13 protein-coding genes are annotated in these 12732 nt (G+C 38.0%); 4 read left to right on the top strand and 9 right to left on the bottom strand.

Annotation, left to right across the window (positions count from 1 at the left end; all coding sequences use genetic code 11):
* Positions 1-20: 20 nt before the first annotated feature.
* The gene (locus EFY79_RS13490; protein WP_123121246.1) at positions 21-704 is read right to left on the bottom strand and encodes an SIR2 family NAD-dependent protein deacylase; all 684 of its coding nucleotides are present in this window, start codon (positions 702-704) and stop codon (positions 21-23) included.
* A 312-nt stretch (positions 705-1016) separates the two neighbouring features.
* Between EFY79_RS13490 and EFY79_RS13480 the strand changes: the two genes are divergently transcribed.
* On the top strand, positions 1017-1514 hold the full coding sequence (locus EFY79_RS13480; protein ID WP_123121244.1) for a DUF6169 family protein: 498 nt from the start codon (positions 1017-1019) through the stop codon (positions 1512-1514).
* Positions 1515-1548: 34 nt separating this feature from the next.
* Here the strand turns inward: EFY79_RS13480 and EFY79_RS13475 are convergent, their stop codons facing one another.
* Positions 1549-1959 (bottom strand): EVE domain-containing protein, encoded by a 411-nt coding sequence (locus EFY79_RS13475; protein ID WP_123121243.1) that lies wholly within the window; start codon positions 1957-1959, stop codon positions 1549-1551.
* A 149-nt stretch (positions 1960-2108) separates the two neighbouring features.
* Here EFY79_RS13475 and EFY79_RS13470 point away from each other — a divergent pair, with 149 nt between their 5' ends.
* Positions 2109-2354, top strand: coding sequence for a Sec-independent protein translocase subunit TatA/TatB (locus tag EFY79_RS13470; protein WP_233578004.1), 246 nt, complete (start codon positions 2109-2111; stop codon positions 2352-2354).
* Positions 2355-2390: 36 nt separating this feature from the next.
* On the opposite strand, the gene amaB is transcribed toward EFY79_RS13470, so the two are convergent.
* From amaB to panC, 7 genes are all read right to left on the bottom strand, one after another.
* Positions 2391-3917: an L-piperidine-6-carboxylate dehydrogenase gene (gene amaB / locus EFY79_RS13465; protein WP_123121242.1), complete on the bottom strand. Its 1527-nt coding sequence runs from the start codon at positions 3915-3917 to the stop codon at positions 2391-2393.
* A gap of 121 nt (positions 3918-4038) precedes the next feature.
* The gene (gene panB, locus EFY79_RS13460) at positions 4039-4854 is read right to left on the bottom strand and encodes a 3-methyl-2-oxobutanoate hydroxymethyltransferase (protein ID WP_123121241.1); all 816 of its coding nucleotides are present in this window, start codon (positions 4852-4854) and stop codon (positions 4039-4041) included.
* 142 nt (positions 4855-4996) lie between these two features.
* Positions 4997-5884, bottom strand: a complete 888-nt coding sequence (locus EFY79_RS13455) for a Ppx/GppA phosphatase family protein (protein WP_123121240.1) — start codon at positions 5882-5884, stop codon at positions 4997-4999.
* Between the two features lie 3 nt (positions 5885-5887).
* The gene (ppk1, locus tag EFY79_RS13450; RefSeq protein ID WP_199727537.1) at positions 5888-7948 is read right to left on the bottom strand and encodes a polyphosphate kinase 1; all 2061 of its coding nucleotides are present in this window, start codon (positions 7946-7948) and stop codon (positions 5888-5890) included.
* 10 nt (positions 7949-7958) lie between these two features.
* Positions 7959-8453, bottom strand: coding sequence for a D-glycero-beta-D-manno-heptose 1-phosphate adenylyltransferase (gene rfaE2, locus EFY79_RS13445; protein WP_123121239.1), 495 nt, complete (start codon positions 8451-8453; stop codon positions 7959-7961).
* Positions 8440-9441: a lysylphosphatidylglycerol synthase transmembrane domain-containing protein gene (locus EFY79_RS13440; RefSeq protein WP_123121238.1), complete on the bottom strand. Its 1002-nt coding sequence runs from the start codon at positions 9439-9441 to the stop codon at positions 8440-8442. Before EFY79_RS13440 ends, rfaE2 begins: the two co-directional genes overlap by 14 nt.
* A gap of 27 nt (positions 9442-9468) precedes the next feature.
* Positions 9469-10320 carry a pantoate--beta-alanine ligase gene (gene panC / locus EFY79_RS13435; protein WP_123121324.1) on the bottom strand — a complete coding sequence of 284 codons (852 nt, stop codon included), beginning with the start codon at positions 10318-10320 and terminating at the stop codon, positions 9469-9471.
* A 105-nt stretch (positions 10321-10425) separates the two neighbouring features.
* Here panC and EFY79_RS13430 point away from each other — a divergent pair, with 105 nt between their 5' ends.
* Both EFY79_RS13430 and EFY79_RS13425 read left to right on the top strand, forming a co-directional pair.
* The gene (locus tag EFY79_RS13430; RefSeq protein ID WP_123121237.1) at positions 10426-11241 is read left to right on the top strand and encodes a glycogen/starch synthase; all 816 of its coding nucleotides are present in this window, start codon (positions 10426-10428) and stop codon (positions 11239-11241) included.
* 80 nt (positions 11242-11321) lie between these two features.
* Positions 11322-12716, top strand: a complete 1395-nt coding sequence (locus EFY79_RS13425) for a DUF4270 family protein (RefSeq protein ID WP_148041926.1) — start codon at positions 11322-11324, stop codon at positions 12714-12716.
* Positions 12717-12732 lie beyond the last annotated feature (16 nt).

Here is a 12732-nt window from a genome sequence, read left to right as displayed (position 1 = left end):
GCCAACAAATAAGGTGAATTTTATTTTAGCAGTTTATGCCTGACTTCTTCCATTCCTTCTGTTGCTGTTTTTTTAATGATGGTAAAATTGTAGTGTGGAGGAATGTAAGGAGGATTTTTATCGATAATATATTTTGGAATTCCGGCAGGAAGAAAATCTATTAAACCTGCTGCGGGATACACTTGCAGCGATGTGCCTGCCAAAATAAAAATATCAGCAGTTGACATAATCCGCGCTGCTTCTACTATCATCGGCACAGACTCGCCAAACCAAACCACATGAGGCCGAAGTTGAAAACCATCTTCTGCTATCTGCCCGAATTGGATGTCGTCCTTTATTTCATAAAAAGTGTCAGCGTCATTTTCACTTCGCATTTTAAAAATCTCGCCATGCAGATGAATTACATTTTTTGACCCGGCTCTCTCATGAAGGTCATCAATATTTTGTGTAATGACAGCTACTTCAAAATTCTTTTCCAAATCAGCAATGGCTTTATGTGCCGAGTTGGGTAACGCTTGTGCTACTTCTTTTCTTCTTTGGTTATAAAAATCCAAAACGAGTTCCGGATTTTTTTGCCAGCCTTGCGGTGAAGCCACTTCATACACGTCATAACCCATCCACAAACCATCGCTGTCGCGGAAAGTTTTTAATCCACTTTCAGCGCTAACGCCTGCTCCGGTAAGGATGATGAGATTTTTCTTCAAAACTTTTTTCTAATCATGTTTTTCAAATTTACAATAATATAAAAGCGAAAATCCCAAAAATATGATGCTACGATTCTTCGTTTTACAAGAAATTGGAGAGATAATATTTGTGTAGCATTTTGTGTAAATTGCAATTAAACATTTTTATGGTAAGAACGGCAAATAAAGCTAAATCGGGTGTTCGTAAGAAAAAATCGAATATCAAACACATGACGACGAGAACTGAAATGGTAACAAAAATGTTAGCGGACCAAAAAATAATCCGGGATGCAGTTGAGAAAGGCATCCCGTTAAAAGAACTGCAGAAAAAACATGGATTCAAATTTGCTCCCTTACCCCCTCTTAAAAATTGACGATTTTACCTATAATTTTAAAACAGACCTGGGTTTAGAATACAGTTGTTCCTTCCTGAGTTACGCTGAATATTTCCCTAACTACCCGGAAATTGCACACAGATTTTATTCATTTAATCTAAATTTAAGATCTCCCTCTAAAAAAAGATTCACGGGTACAGATAATCGAATTGCAGCTACGGTTGTTTCGATAGTTTCCGGATTTCTTGAATCAAAGATTAATGCTGTAGTTTACGTTTGCGACAACTCCGACGGTAAAGAGACAGCACGAGCAAAAAAGTTTGTAAGCTGGTTCAATTATTTTGAATACGCTTCAGAAAAAATCATTCAAATCAGCAATAATTTTAAAGCAGGTGATATGATGATATATAGTTCTTTGCTCGTTCACCGCAAGAATAACGAAATTGAAAAAATCATACTTGCTTACCTTGAATTGACCAGTGAGGAGGATAAATAAAAATTTCGAAATGTATATTCATCGTGATTCGCATTTATTTTCCTCCGCTGATCTTCAAAATATGTTTCCATTCAGAAGGTGTTACTTTTTGAACAGAAAGCCTGGAATTTTTTACCAGCTCCATATTTTGCAATTGTGGATCTTCTTTAATGTCAGCAAGTGATACCGGTTTTTTTAATTTTTTGACAGGGCTTAAATCTACCACCACCCAATTTCTGTCGTCAGTTGTCGGATCCTGGTAAGCTTCTTTTACTACCATTGCTATTCCTACAATTTCTAACCCTTCATTACTGTGATAGAAAAAAACTTCATCTCCCTTTTTCATCTCCCTTAAATTATTGCGCGCAGCATAGTTTCTTACGCCGTCCCAATAGGTTTTCTTTTCTTTTACAAATAGGTCCCAACCGTATTTAAACGGTTCTGATTTGACAAGCCAATAATTCATTGATAATAATATTAGTTAAATTTAAAAGTAAGATTTAAAATCCATCGTCAAATTATTTACGTAAATTGAGTTAGTAAATTAGTACTTTGTGCTTCACTGTATTGGCTTACTTTTGAAAAATTAAAAAGATTAAAAATTAAAAAAACGAAATGATGCTAAGCATTTTCTCAAATCCCGTATTACTGTTTTCTATGCCGGGCGGCTCAGAATGGATTTTGATATTATTAGTCGTTTTACTGTTTTTCGGCGGTAAAAAAATTCCGGATCTTATGCGTGGAATCGGCAAAGGCGTAAGGGAATTTAATGATGCCAAAGAACACGTGAAAAGTGAACTGGAAGCAGGGATGAAAGAAAAGGATGTGGTTAAACCTGCAGCCTCTTCTAACGCCAATTGATTTTCTATAATTTACAGTGTGAATAATGATTATAATTTACACTGTAAATTTTATTCCTTGTGCTAAAGGAAGCGTATCTGAGTAGTTAATGGTGTTTGTTTGCCTCCTCATATAAACTTTCCAGGCATCACTGCCGCTTTCCCTTCCGCCACCAGTTTCTTTTTCTCCGCCAAAAGCGCCGCCAATTTCTGCCCCCGAAGTTCCTATGTTTACATTTGCAATGCCACAGTCGCTTCCTTTTGAAGAAAGAAACCATTCTGCTTCGCGGAGATTGAGTGTAAAAATTGAACTCGACAATCCCTGCGGAACTGCATTCTGAATTTCAATCGCTTCTTCGAGGGTCTTATATTTTATTAAATACAGAATGGGTGCGAAGGTTTCGTGCTGTACAATTTCCATATCGTTCGTCACTTCAGCAATGCACGGCTTTACATAGCAGCCGCTCTCAAATCCCTTTCCTGAAAGAATTCCGCCTGCAAGGGCCATATTGCCCCCTTGCTTTTTGATTTGATTAATGGCATTTAAATAAGCATCAACAGCATCGTGATCTATTAACGGGCCAACATGATTTTCCTCCTTTAGCGGATCCCCGATTTTTAATTGCCTGTAGGCTTGTATTAATTTCTTTTTAAAAATATCATAAATATCTTCATGAATAATCAACCTGCGCGTGGTAGTGCAACGCTGGCCTGCAGTGCCTACAGCGCCAAACAGGCAACCCACAAGAGCAATGTTTAAATCAGCTTCTTTGGAAATAATTATAGCATTGTTTCCGCCAAGTTCAAGCAAACTTTTTCCAAGGCGCGCACCCACAGCAGCGCCTACGGCTTTTCCCATCCTTGTAGATCCTGTTGCGGAAACCAGGGCAATTTTGGGTTCATTTGCAATCCATTCGCCAACTTCGCGGCCGCCTGACACCAAATTACATACTCCTTCGGGCACTTTATTTTCCTTAAAAACTTTAGAAATAATATGCTGGCAGGCAATAGCACACAGCGGCGTTTTCTCTGAAGGTTTCCAGATGCATACATCTGCGCAAACCATTGCTATAAAGCTATTCCAGCTCCAGACTGCCACGGGGAAATTGAAAGCTGAAATGATGCCCACTATTCCTAAAGGATGGTATTGGTCGTACATGCGGTGGCCGGGCCTTTCGCTGTGCATGGTAAAGCCATATAACTGGCGGGAGAGGCCCAATGCAAAATCGGCTATGTCAATCATTTCCTGTACTTCGCCCATACCTTCCTGAAGGCTTTTGCCCATTTCATAGCTCACTAATTTCCCGAGAATATCCTTGTGTCGGCGTAGCTCATTTCCAATTTGCCTTATGATTTCGCCACGCCTCGGAGCCGGCCACGTGCGCCATTCAACAAAAGCATTTTGCGCGGTTTCTACTACGTAATCAAAACTTCTTTTATCGCAGGAATTTACAGAGGCAATTTGTTTTCCATCCACCGGGGAAGATGAAATAATTTTTTCACCTGAGGCTGAAAACCATTTTGTGCCTGTGGAGACTCCTTTATTGAGTTCAGATATTTTTAATTCTTTTAGAAAATTTTGCATGAAAATATCTTTTATACACAAAGATAAGGTATGAGATTTTAGGCCTTTGCAAAATAGAAAGTGAAGGTATTTGCTTGTTTACTCTCTGCATAAGACAATACTTCAATCTTCAATTTTCATCTCAATATTGTTCCTTCTCATTCGGGAAATCGTGGGCTTTCACATCCCTGATGTATTGTTGAACAGCGCTGGTAATTTGTTCATGGAGGTTCAAATAAGTTCTTAAAAAACGCGGTTTAAATTCTGTATTAATTCCAAGCATGTCGTGCATGACCAATACCTGGCCATCACAACCGTTACCGGCGCCTATTCCAATCGTAGGTACGGCAAGGCTTTTAGAAACTTCTGTGGCCAAAGAGGCAGGAATTTTTTCCAGCACAATTCCAAAGCATCCTGCTTCCTGCAAAAGCATCGCGTCACTTTTTAATTTTTCGGCTTCTTCTTCCTCCCTTGCTCTTACCGTGTAAGTACCGAATTTGTAAATAGATTGCGGCGTCAAACCCAAATGCCCCATCACGGGAATTCCGGCGCTTACAATTCTTTTTACTGAATCAATGATTTCTTCGCCGCCTTCCAGTTTAATGGCATGTGCGCCTGTTTCTTTCATAATACGTATTGTAGAATTCAGCGCCTCTTTACTGTTTCCCTGGTAACTTCCAAACGGAAGATCAACAATAATTAAAGCGCGGCTGCAGCCGCGAACCACTGAACTGGCGTGATAGATCATTTGATCAAGTGTAATAGGCAAAGTAGTTTCATGGCCTGCCATCACGTTGCTGGCGCTGTCTCCGACGAGAATAATATCAATGCCGGCGGCATCAAAAATTTTTGCGAAAGAAAAATCATACGCGGTGATCATCGAAATTTTTTCCCCCGCCTGTTTCATTTTTTGCAGGGTATGAGTGGTTATTCTTTTTACTTCTTTATTAACTGACATGATTTTTTTTTAAAGGCGACTACCTGAAACGCTTTGCATCAGAATAAAAAATTCCCTGATATTTTGCCTTGTAAAATTACTTTTTTTACTAATCCGAATTGTGACCGGTAAAGCAATAAATAGGGCTTATTCTATTTTCAAATTATTTGGCGTTTACCTGCCGGCTATACAAGTGGTGTACTATTCCATCCACCAGCCCAATATTTGGAACATAAATCTGGTCTGCGCCTGCCCAGCGCATCACGCTTAAATAGATTTTTAACGCCGGAACGATTACGTCGGCCCTGTCTTCTTTTAATTTATAGATATTGACTCTATCTTCCATAGAAACATTGCTAAGCTCTTTATAATAATCTCTCAGAAGCTCGTAGGGCAAAGGCTTGCCGTCTTTCTTTTTGCTGAGAGAAAAAACTTTATTAATGTTTCCACCTGAGCCAATAGCTTTTATTGCTTTGAAATTTTTTGCCTGGGACTTTATAGCATTTTTCATTTCATCCCATGTCTGATCCATCACCTGTTCTTTTAACAAACGGATGGTGCCTATTTGGAATGAATCTTTAAATATTAATTCATTGTTATTAAAAAAGGTTAGCTCTGTGCTGCCGCCGCCTACGTCAATATACAGGTATGAACTGTCTTTATCAAGATTTTCGGCAATGTGATTTTCAAACACCAATAATGCCTCCTCACTTCCTGAAATAATTTCTATATCAAGATCCGTTTTTTCTTTTATCAGCCTGATAATTTCAGGACTGTTTTTCGCATCACGCATCGCAGACGTAGCACAAGCTTTCAAAGCTACTACTTCATACGCTTTTGCAATGTTTATAAAACCTTGCAAAGTCAGTAATAACAACTCAATTTTTTTTTGAGAAATGTTTCCCGAATCAAACACGTCAAAACCCAGTCGCAATGGCACTCTTACAAAACTTAATTTAGTAAAAGAGGGCGCATTTTTTTTATCCGTAACTACATTTGAAATCAATATCCTGGCTGCGTTGCTTCCAATATCTATTGCTGCAAGTTTCAAATTTTAATATGTTTTCTGTAATAAAGTATTGAAGATTTCTATTTGAGATCTGATCTGTTTTTCGCCCGGCTCTGTCACGTATTCATTGGAAAGATCATTATCAAGAATCCTGGCTTTCACATTGTCTTCTAATTGTATTTCGATAATTTCTTTCAATTCTTCCTGTATACTTTTTTCAAATACGGGACAGGCTACCTCTATGCGGTGATCAAAATTTCGAACCATCCAATCAGCAGAAGAAATAAAATATTTTTCTTTGCCACCGTTATGAAAAATAATAACCCGTGCATGTTCAAGATATTCATCCACTATACTTATCGCTTTTACTTTTTTCTTAAATTTTTTATTCTCTGTATACATGCAACAGATACCGCGGATTATCATTTTGATTTTTACTCCTGCGCGTGCCGCTTCATAAAGCTTCAAAATCAATTCCTCGTCGCTTAAAGAATTTAATTTTAGAATAATAGAAGCGGGCTCATTTGCCCTGGCGTGCTTTATTTCTTTATTTATCAGCGACTCAAAATGTTTTCTCATATTTAAGGGGCTCACAAAAAGCGTGTCGCATAATTTTAATATTTGTGTATTTTTTGAATTTTCAAGATAGGAGAAAACACGATCGAGGTCGGTCATGATTTTATGATTACTTGTAAGAAGACAATGGTCGCCATAAACACGGCTCGTTTTTTCATTTAGATTTCCTGTGCTTACAAAACCATAAAGCCTTGATCGTTTATTGACTCTTTTTTTGATAAGGCAAAGCTTGGCATGGATCTTCAGGTTGGGCAAACCCATAAAAACTTTTACACCCGCTTCCTCCAGCGTTTGTTTCCATTCAAGATTGGCCTCTTCATCAAACCGGGCTCTTAATTCAAGAATGACAGTTACTGATTTACCATTCCTTACTGCGTTTGTCAATGCATTGATAATATTTGAGTTCGTAGCCAGACGGTAACACGTTACTTTGATGCTTACCACATCAGGGGCAATTGCAGCTTCGCGCAAAATATCGATTACCGAATCGAATGAATGATACGGAAAATTGAGCAGAATATCTCTTTGAAGAATAATCTCACTTATATTATTTGCATTTTTTAAAAGCGGATGAATGAAAGGCGTTTTCCTTGCGCTTTTGGTTTTAAAAACAGATTCCGGAAAATTGATAAAATCTTTAAAATTGTGAATGCGTTCGCCTGATTGGATATTATCTTTTGTAGATAATTCAAGCCGCTGGATAAGATAGTTAAGAAGGCCGTTGTCAATTTCTTTATCAAAAATAAAACGTACGGGTTTGCCTTTTTTTCGGTTTCTTAATCCTTTCTCAATTTTTTGAATCAGCGACGTTGAAAGGTCACTATCTATATCCATTTCAGCATCGCGCGTCACCTTCACAATATTTGAGCTAAAGGTGTCATAATTAAAATAGGAAAATATCTGGGGCAGGCAAAACCGTATAATATCTTCCAGCAGGATGATATATTTGTTATTTTGAATGGCGGGAAGGATGATAAACCGTGGCAGCCGCGCCGGAATGGAAACCAGTGCGTATCGCTGTGGGATTGAATTGTCGGCCTTTGAAAGCTTGCAGGCGAGATAGATTGATTTATCGTTTAACGTAGGAAAAGCCTTTAGGTTTTCAATCATCAGCGGAACTATGTAGCTTCTTACATTATCGTTGAAATAAGAAACAACGTATTCGATTTGTTCACTGTTGAGTTGCCTGTCGTTCAACAAAAAAATTCTTTGTTTTTTCAGCTCATTTAAAATTATTTTCCACGTATTATTAAATTGATTTTGCTGGCCGGAGACCGTGAAATTAATTTCCTCCAAAATTGCCTCAGGCGAATGTTCCAAATGCATATTCGCTTTGCTGCCATACCTTACCATTCTTTTTAAGGCCGCAACGCGAACCCTAAAAAATTCATCCAGATTACTGGAAAAAATACCTAAAAATTTTATGCGCTCATTTAAGGGCACCGATTCATCAGCAGCTTCCTGCAACACACGTTCGTTGAAAGCAAGCCAACTGATATCCCGGGTAATAATTTTTCGTTTATCCGTCACCGTTACTCCATTATTTGCTGTTACCGAATTTTTTAATAATATTCGTAGTGGAGAAGCCTTCCAGCAATGGCACAATCTCTACCCTGCCGCCATGAGCTATCACTTCCTTTGCACCTACTATTGTGTCTAAAGTGTAATCTCCGCCTTTTAATAAAACGTCGGGCTGAATAAGCTTAATAATTTCAAGGGGTGTTTCTTCTTCGAAAATCACTACGTTATCCACCATAATTAAAGACGCAAGGATAAGGGCCCGTGAGTTTTCGTTATTTACCGGCCGATCTTCTCCTTTTATTTTTTTTACGGATGCATCACTGTTGATCCCAACGATTAAAATATCTGCAAAAGATGCAGCTTTCGACAAAACAGCGATATGCCCTTCATGCAAAATATCAAAAACGCCGTTTGTGAAAGCAATGGTTTTGCTTTTTAACCTTAATCTCACCACTTCCTGGATCAGTTGCTGCCGATCAAGGATACGGGTTTTTATAGTGTCAGTCTTTTTCATTTTTACTTCTATTTTGATAAATTAATAATCCAAAACTTAAAATTCCTACAACAATGATGATAACAGTTGTTACCCCCCACATCAGCCAGCCAAAGGAGATATTATCGACATTATAAATTAGCAATACCTGCTGAACAGCGATAGGAAATGCGCCAAGGCCTCCAGGCGAAACTATCATCGCAAGCGTAGCCAGTGAAAGTACACTAAACGCAGCAGTAATTCCCAGCGAAGAAGTGGCGTCGAGCGCAGAAAAGCCTATATATACCTCAGATAAATAACAGGCCCATATAAACACGGAATGCGCAATAAATTTTTTCCTTTTTTTCAGGCGCAATATGGTTGTAAATCCTTCCTTTAATCCAAGATGGATTCCTTTAAGCTTTACAACCAAATGGTGATCTTTATATTTTATTAGAATGTGCCTGCTAATAAAAAATATAACCGCTAATAATATTATAATCACGAGTAAAATACTCCATAGCGATATGGATTTACTCATATCAGAGATCTTGCTCAACTTACCAGCTACAAAATCACTCACCGTTTCGATCTGGATAACGAGCGTGATAACCAAGAACAGAAAATAGCATAAAAGATCGAAAACCCGCTCTACAAGGATAGTTCCAAATAATTTTGAAACCGGAATTTTGTCATACTTGCTTAAGAGCGTACATCTTAATATTTCACCAGCTCTGGGCAGGAAAGTATTTGCAAAATACCCTCCCATCACAGCATAAAAAGTGTTGGAAGTTTTTGGCTTATAACCCATCGGTTCGATGAGTATTTTCCATCGAACTGCACGGCTAATGTGCGACAGAATGGTTAAAACAAAAACAGGTAAAATGTAAATGTAATGAGCGTGTATTAAAGAGTCCTTAAACTGCACTTTTTGAAGCGGCGTCATTTTTGAAATTTGCCACCAGGTCAGAAACACACCAATTCCGAGAAAAAAAAGATATTTAAGAATTGAAAAAATAGTTTTTTTCATATGGTTTTACAAGGTAATAAACGAAAATTAATATTCAGATAATATAATATTATCAATAAGCCGGACATTCTGTAAAAATGCGGCAATTAAAATAACTAACTTTTGCCCGGGGATCAATTCTGAAACAGTTTGCAAATCTTTTTCTTTAGCTAGTTCCAGGTAATCAATTTTAAACCCTTTGAGTTCTAACTTTTTTATTGCGTTCTTTTTAAGTATTGAGAATTGGCTGTGATCGCGATTTTCTTTTATTTCCTTAAGCGCCTTAAATAATTCTGCAGCAATTTCCCGTTCATCTTCATTTAATCGCTGATTCCTGCTGCTCATCGCGAGGCCGCTTTGCTCGCGGGCTATAGGGCAAATGATTACATCGGTTTCATATTTCATCAAGCTTATTAATCTCTTGATAACAAGGCATTGCTGAAAATCTTTCCTGCCCAAAAAGAGAACATCGGGAGTTATAATGGTTAATAATCTTTCTACCACCAGGCAAACGCCCTGGAAATGCCCCGGCCTGAATTTCCCTTCCAAAACAGTTTCAAGATTTCCTAAATCATAATGCTTTCGTTTTGATTTTTCATCAGGATATATTTCACTTTCTGAAGGAAGAAATAAAATATCGCAACCATTTTCTTCAAGTAGTTTAATATCCTTTGCAACCGTTGATGGATATTTTTCCAAATCAGCTTTGTTATCAAATTGAGCAGGGTTTATGAAAATGCTGACGATCGAAATATCAGCTTGTTTTTTTGATTGTTGTAAAAGAGATAAGTGGCCTTCGTGCAATGCGCCCATTGTTGGCACAAATCCGACGGCAGCCTTACCCGACCTAGCAGTTTGCAGCCATTTTTGAATGTTTGTTATTCGTTTAAATATGATCATAATTACATTTAAGGTGATTGTGACAGTGGGTTTAGCATTGCATAAACGAAAAAAAAGGTAACTTTGCCGCCTGTAAAAAACAAAAAGCCAATTAACCATTAATAAATGTCGACAAAGAAAAGAATTTTATTCATAGCAAGTGAAATGTCTCCTTACCTTGAAATGACAGAATTTGCCGAAATTGTTAATAGACTTGCCGTAAAATCTAATGAATCTGGGATGGAAGTGCGTTGCATAATGCCGCGCTTCGGAATTATTAATGAGCGCAGGCACCGTCTTCATGAAGTGGTTCGCTTATCAGGGATAAATGTTTCAGTGGATGGCGATGATTATCCTTTGGTTATAAAGGTGGCTTCCTTACCCAATGCACGTTTGCAGATATATTTTCTTGACAATGAGGATCTCTTTAAAAGAAAATCTATATTTAATGATGAAAATGACAAATGGTTTTCAGACAATGGCCTCAGAACCGTTTTGTTTTGTAAAGGCGCTTTGGAAACTGTTAAAAAGTTTGGCTGGCCCCCGGATATTATCCATTGCAGTGGCTGGATGACAGGATTGATTCCTATGTATATCAAAACTGCTTATAAAAAAGAACCCGTGTTCAGTAATTGCAAAGTTGTTTTCACTATTGGACAAAATACCTATAAAGAAAAGATGGGTGCTAATTTTGCAGAAATTGCTACCATTAATTCAAATATTAAAGAGAAGGATATTGAATTATTTAATGAAGGAAGCAATTCTGCAATGTTCAGAGGCGGGGCTCACTTTGCCGATGCAATTACGTTTGGCGCAGATAAAGTGGATAAAAAATTGACCGAAGAATTTAATAAGGCGCGTGGTAAAAAGGTTATTAAGTATGACGAACAGTCAGATTTAACAGACTATTTACAATTGTATCACGACCTTGCCGCCAAATAATTTCATCCCTTATTTACTCTATTCAAATCTTTTTTTAGGTGTTTAAAAACCAATTCAAATTTTCAGTTACTGGAATTTTAATGTTCTTCGTTTTTTCTTTTGGCTGTACTAAAATCGATACTACTTCTCTCGGACAAAATCTTATTCCGGCAATAGATAATATCCACACTTTTGATACGACCTTCCAGGTAATTGGGATAAACTACGACAGCACTGAATGTGATACCATTCATCGTACAAGTTTGCAGGCGCTGGGAATCATACAGAACGATCCTCTGTTTGGCAGCACTTCTGCTAACATTTACGTTGAATTTAAGCCTTCTGCATACCCTTATAATTTTCCTGTAGCTGATGCCAATAGCATCCAGATAGATTCTGCCGTAATGGTTCTCGATTATTCCTACTCTTATGGAGATACTAACCAAGTGCAAAAAGTAACAGTTTACCAGCTTGCGGATTCATTTAATGTTACTCAAAACTATACTACCTGCAGGGTGCTCGATTATGACAATTCTGTTTTATTAGGAGAAAAAATGTTTATCCCAACCCGGTTAAAAGATTCTGTGCATGCTTACAATGAAAATGCAGCTAACCAGTTAAGGATTCCGCTGTCTGCTTCATTTGCCCAGAAATTTATTGATGATTCGGCCCAGATATTCCGGAGCGATAAGGATTTCGTCAATTATTTTAAGGGCTTTGCTGTGATAGCAGACGAGGCAACAGGAGGGCAGGGATTAAATTATTTTGACGTAACACAATCACGTTTGTCATTTTACATACGTTATAAAAGCGGCACTACTACTGATACAACGGTTATCAATTTTGGGTTGTCTGGCTACAGTGGTTTATCAAACTCTATCGTCAGAAATTACGGAACTTCAGAAATCACCCAACATCTTTCGCAGCCTGAAAATGGCGACAGCCTCCTTTTCATTCAAACATCGCCCGGCACCTTCGCACTCTTACATGTTCCTTCCATTACTGGATTATCTAACAGAGTTATCAACCGTGCCGAAATAATTCTTGACCAGGTTTATGCGCCAAATGCTTTAAATGATATTTTTTCACCGCCCTTAAATTTATATCTTGAAGTTAAAGATTCTTCCATCAGCTCCAGCCAATACATTCCCATACCTTGCGATTTCAGTTCCAGCGAGATAAATAATGGCTTCCAGTATCTTGGCGGGCAAAGAACTTTTACGAAAGACTCATCCGGCAATACCATTGCTGAATACAGGCTGAATATTTCACGGTATCTCCAGGCGATGGTTACCAAAGGAAAACAAAATCTTACATTCAGGCTCAGCGCACCCGATTATATTACCAACAAAAGCACTTATATAGATTGGTGTGGGCAGGGAATTGCACCTTTTTCCGTATTAAGGAATTATTCCGCCGACGGAAGGGTAGTATTAAATGGAACCAACGGAACGAGCACCAGAGCAAGATTGCATGTAGTATATTCCAAACTGTAATTCCCTGCAATAGTTT

Origin of the sequence: Hanamia caeni (genome assembly GCF_003721595.1) — a bacterium.
GTDB classification, from domain to species: Bacteria; Bacteroidota; Bacteroidia; order Chitinophagales; family Chitinophagaceae; genus Ginsengibacter; species Ginsengibacter caeni.
The sequence above is the reverse complement of the archived record's forward strand: the minus strand, read 5'-3'. Positions and strand labels throughout refer to the sequence as shown.

Coding starts and splice junctions, on each gene's coding strand:
- EFY79_RS13480 (WP_123121244.1), top strand. CDS start 1,017: ATGGATTCAAATTTGCTCCCTTACCCCCTCTTAAAAATTGACGATTTT.
- EFY79_RS13475 (WP_123121243.1), bottom strand. CDS start 1,959: ATGAATTATTGGCTTGTCAAATCAGAACCGTTTAAATACGGTTGGGAC.
- EFY79_RS13470 (WP_233578004.1), top strand. CDS start 2,109: ATGATGCTAAGCATTTTCTCAAATCCCGTATTACTGTTTTCTATGCCG.
- amaB (WP_123121242.1), bottom strand. CDS start 3,917: ATGCAAAATTTTCTAAAAGAATTAAAAATATCTGAACTCAATAAAGGA.
- panB (WP_123121241.1), bottom strand. CDS start 4,854: ATGTCAGTTAATAAAGAAGTAAAAAGAATAACCACTCATACCCTGCAA.
- rfaE2 (WP_123121239.1), bottom strand. CDS start 8,453: ATGAAAAAGACTGACACTATAAAAACCCGTATCCTTGATCGGCAGCAA.
- EFY79_RS13440 (WP_123121238.1), bottom strand. CDS start 9,441: ATGAAAAAAACTATTTTTTCAATTCTTAAATATCTTTTTTTTCTCGGA.
- panC (WP_123121324.1), bottom strand. CDS start 10,320: ATGATCATATTTAAACGAATAACAAACATTCAAAAATGGCTGCAAACT.
- EFY79_RS13430 (WP_123121237.1), top strand. CDS start 10,426: ATGTCGACAAAGAAAAGAATTTTATTCATAGCAAGTGAAATGTCTCCT.
- EFY79_RS13425 (WP_148041926.1), top strand. CDS start 11,322: ATGTTCTTCGTTTTTTCTTTTGGCTGTACTAAAATCGATACTACTTCT.